The organism is Gilvimarinus gilvus (assembly GCF_030518155.1).
GTDB classification, from domain to species: domain Bacteria; phylum Pseudomonadota; class Gammaproteobacteria; order Pseudomonadales; family Cellvibrionaceae; genus Gilvimarinus; species Gilvimarinus gilvus.
Map to the genome: position 1 here is coordinate 1 of NZ_JAULRU010000193.1, position 307 is coordinate 307.

The following is a 307-nucleotide window of genomic DNA, read 5'->3' on the forward strand; positions in this document are numbered from 1 at the left end:
CTGGTGGCCACGTTCGGCCAGCCACAAGGCCATGTGACCCAGGCCGGCGCCGATATCCAGAACACGCAACGGGCGATCAGGCAGCGCCTCGGCCAGGTCGGCCTGCAAGACGGCCAGGCGGATCGCGCCCTTGGCGCCGCCGTAGATCTTTTCCGCGAAGCGGGTGGCCAGTTCATCGAAATGACGGTCGTTCATCGAGCGAAACGCCTCTCGCTGTCGGCCAGCTTGGCACGCACCACCTGGTCCATGTCCAGGCCCAGCTCACTGCACAACAGCAGCAGGTAGAGCACCACGTCACCGACTTCCT

The 307-nt window shown here is 65.1% G+C and carries 1 pseudogene; it reads right to left on the bottom strand.

The features are described from left to right. Positions 1 to 195: pseudogene (locus QWI17_RS01590) on the bottom strand (SAM-dependent methyltransferase); the annotation flags it as partial. Positions 196 to 307: the final 112 nt, after the last annotated feature.